Below are 817 nucleotides of genomic sequence, written 5' to 3'. Positions count from 1 at the left end.
AGGTAGCGCGGTGCTCCGCGCACGCTGATGAGCCGCGACAGCACCTCGATCACTCGCCCCGAACGAATCGATCCTGCCACGTCAATGGCAAGTGCTTCACGGGTGTATTCATCGACTACCGTCAGGCACTTGATTTGCTGGCCGTTGGCGCAAGCATCGAAGACAAAATCGTAGCTCCATACCGAATTGGCCTTGGCCGGCGCAAGGGGACGCGGCCTGCTTGCTGCCACTTTGCGCCGGGGACGCTTGCGTGGCACCTGCAGCCCTTGTTCGGCCCACAGGCGGCCGCATTTCTCCTTGCCGATTTCAATCCCTTCCCGTCCCAGGAATATCCGGATACGGCGCGATCCGTAGCGGGGATATTGGCGTGACAGCTTATGCATTGCGTTGACCACCGGTGCGTTCTTCTGCGGCAGCGTCGGGACGTACCTCAGGCTAGACCTTGCCACCTGCATCAGCGCACAAGCTCGACGTTGAGAAACTCCCCGCTCAACTGCGTATAGCGCCGCAATTCGTCGAGCTGGTGCGCTTACCATTTTTTTCGGGAGATTTCCTTCATCACTTCGATTTCGAGATCGCGTTCTGCCAGAAGCTTCTTGAGCCTTGCATTTTCCTGCTCCAGGGCCTTGAGATTCTTCACCTCATCGGCCCCCATCTCGCCAAACCGCTTGCGCCAGCCGTAAATGCTTTGCTCGCTCACGCCGTGGCGCTTGGCTACCTCGGCAATCGGGGCCTTGTCGGCTTCCCGCAAAATCCGGACGATTTGCTCGTCACTGTATCGGCTCTTCTTCATTGCTCCCTTTCGTTTGGGAGCTAT

The 817-nt window shown here is 58.4% G+C and carries 1 pseudogene; it reads right to left on the bottom strand.

Annotated elements, in window-relative coordinates:
- Positions 1 to 793: pseudogene (locus tag ACYVIA_RS22275) on the bottom strand (IS3 family transposase); the annotation flags it as partial.
- Positions 794 to 817: the final 24 nt, after the last annotated feature.

It is taken from the genome of Noviherbaspirillum agri, from assembly GCF_054780595.1.
The sequence above is the reverse complement of the archived record's forward strand: the minus strand, read 5'-3'. Positions and strand labels throughout refer to the sequence as shown.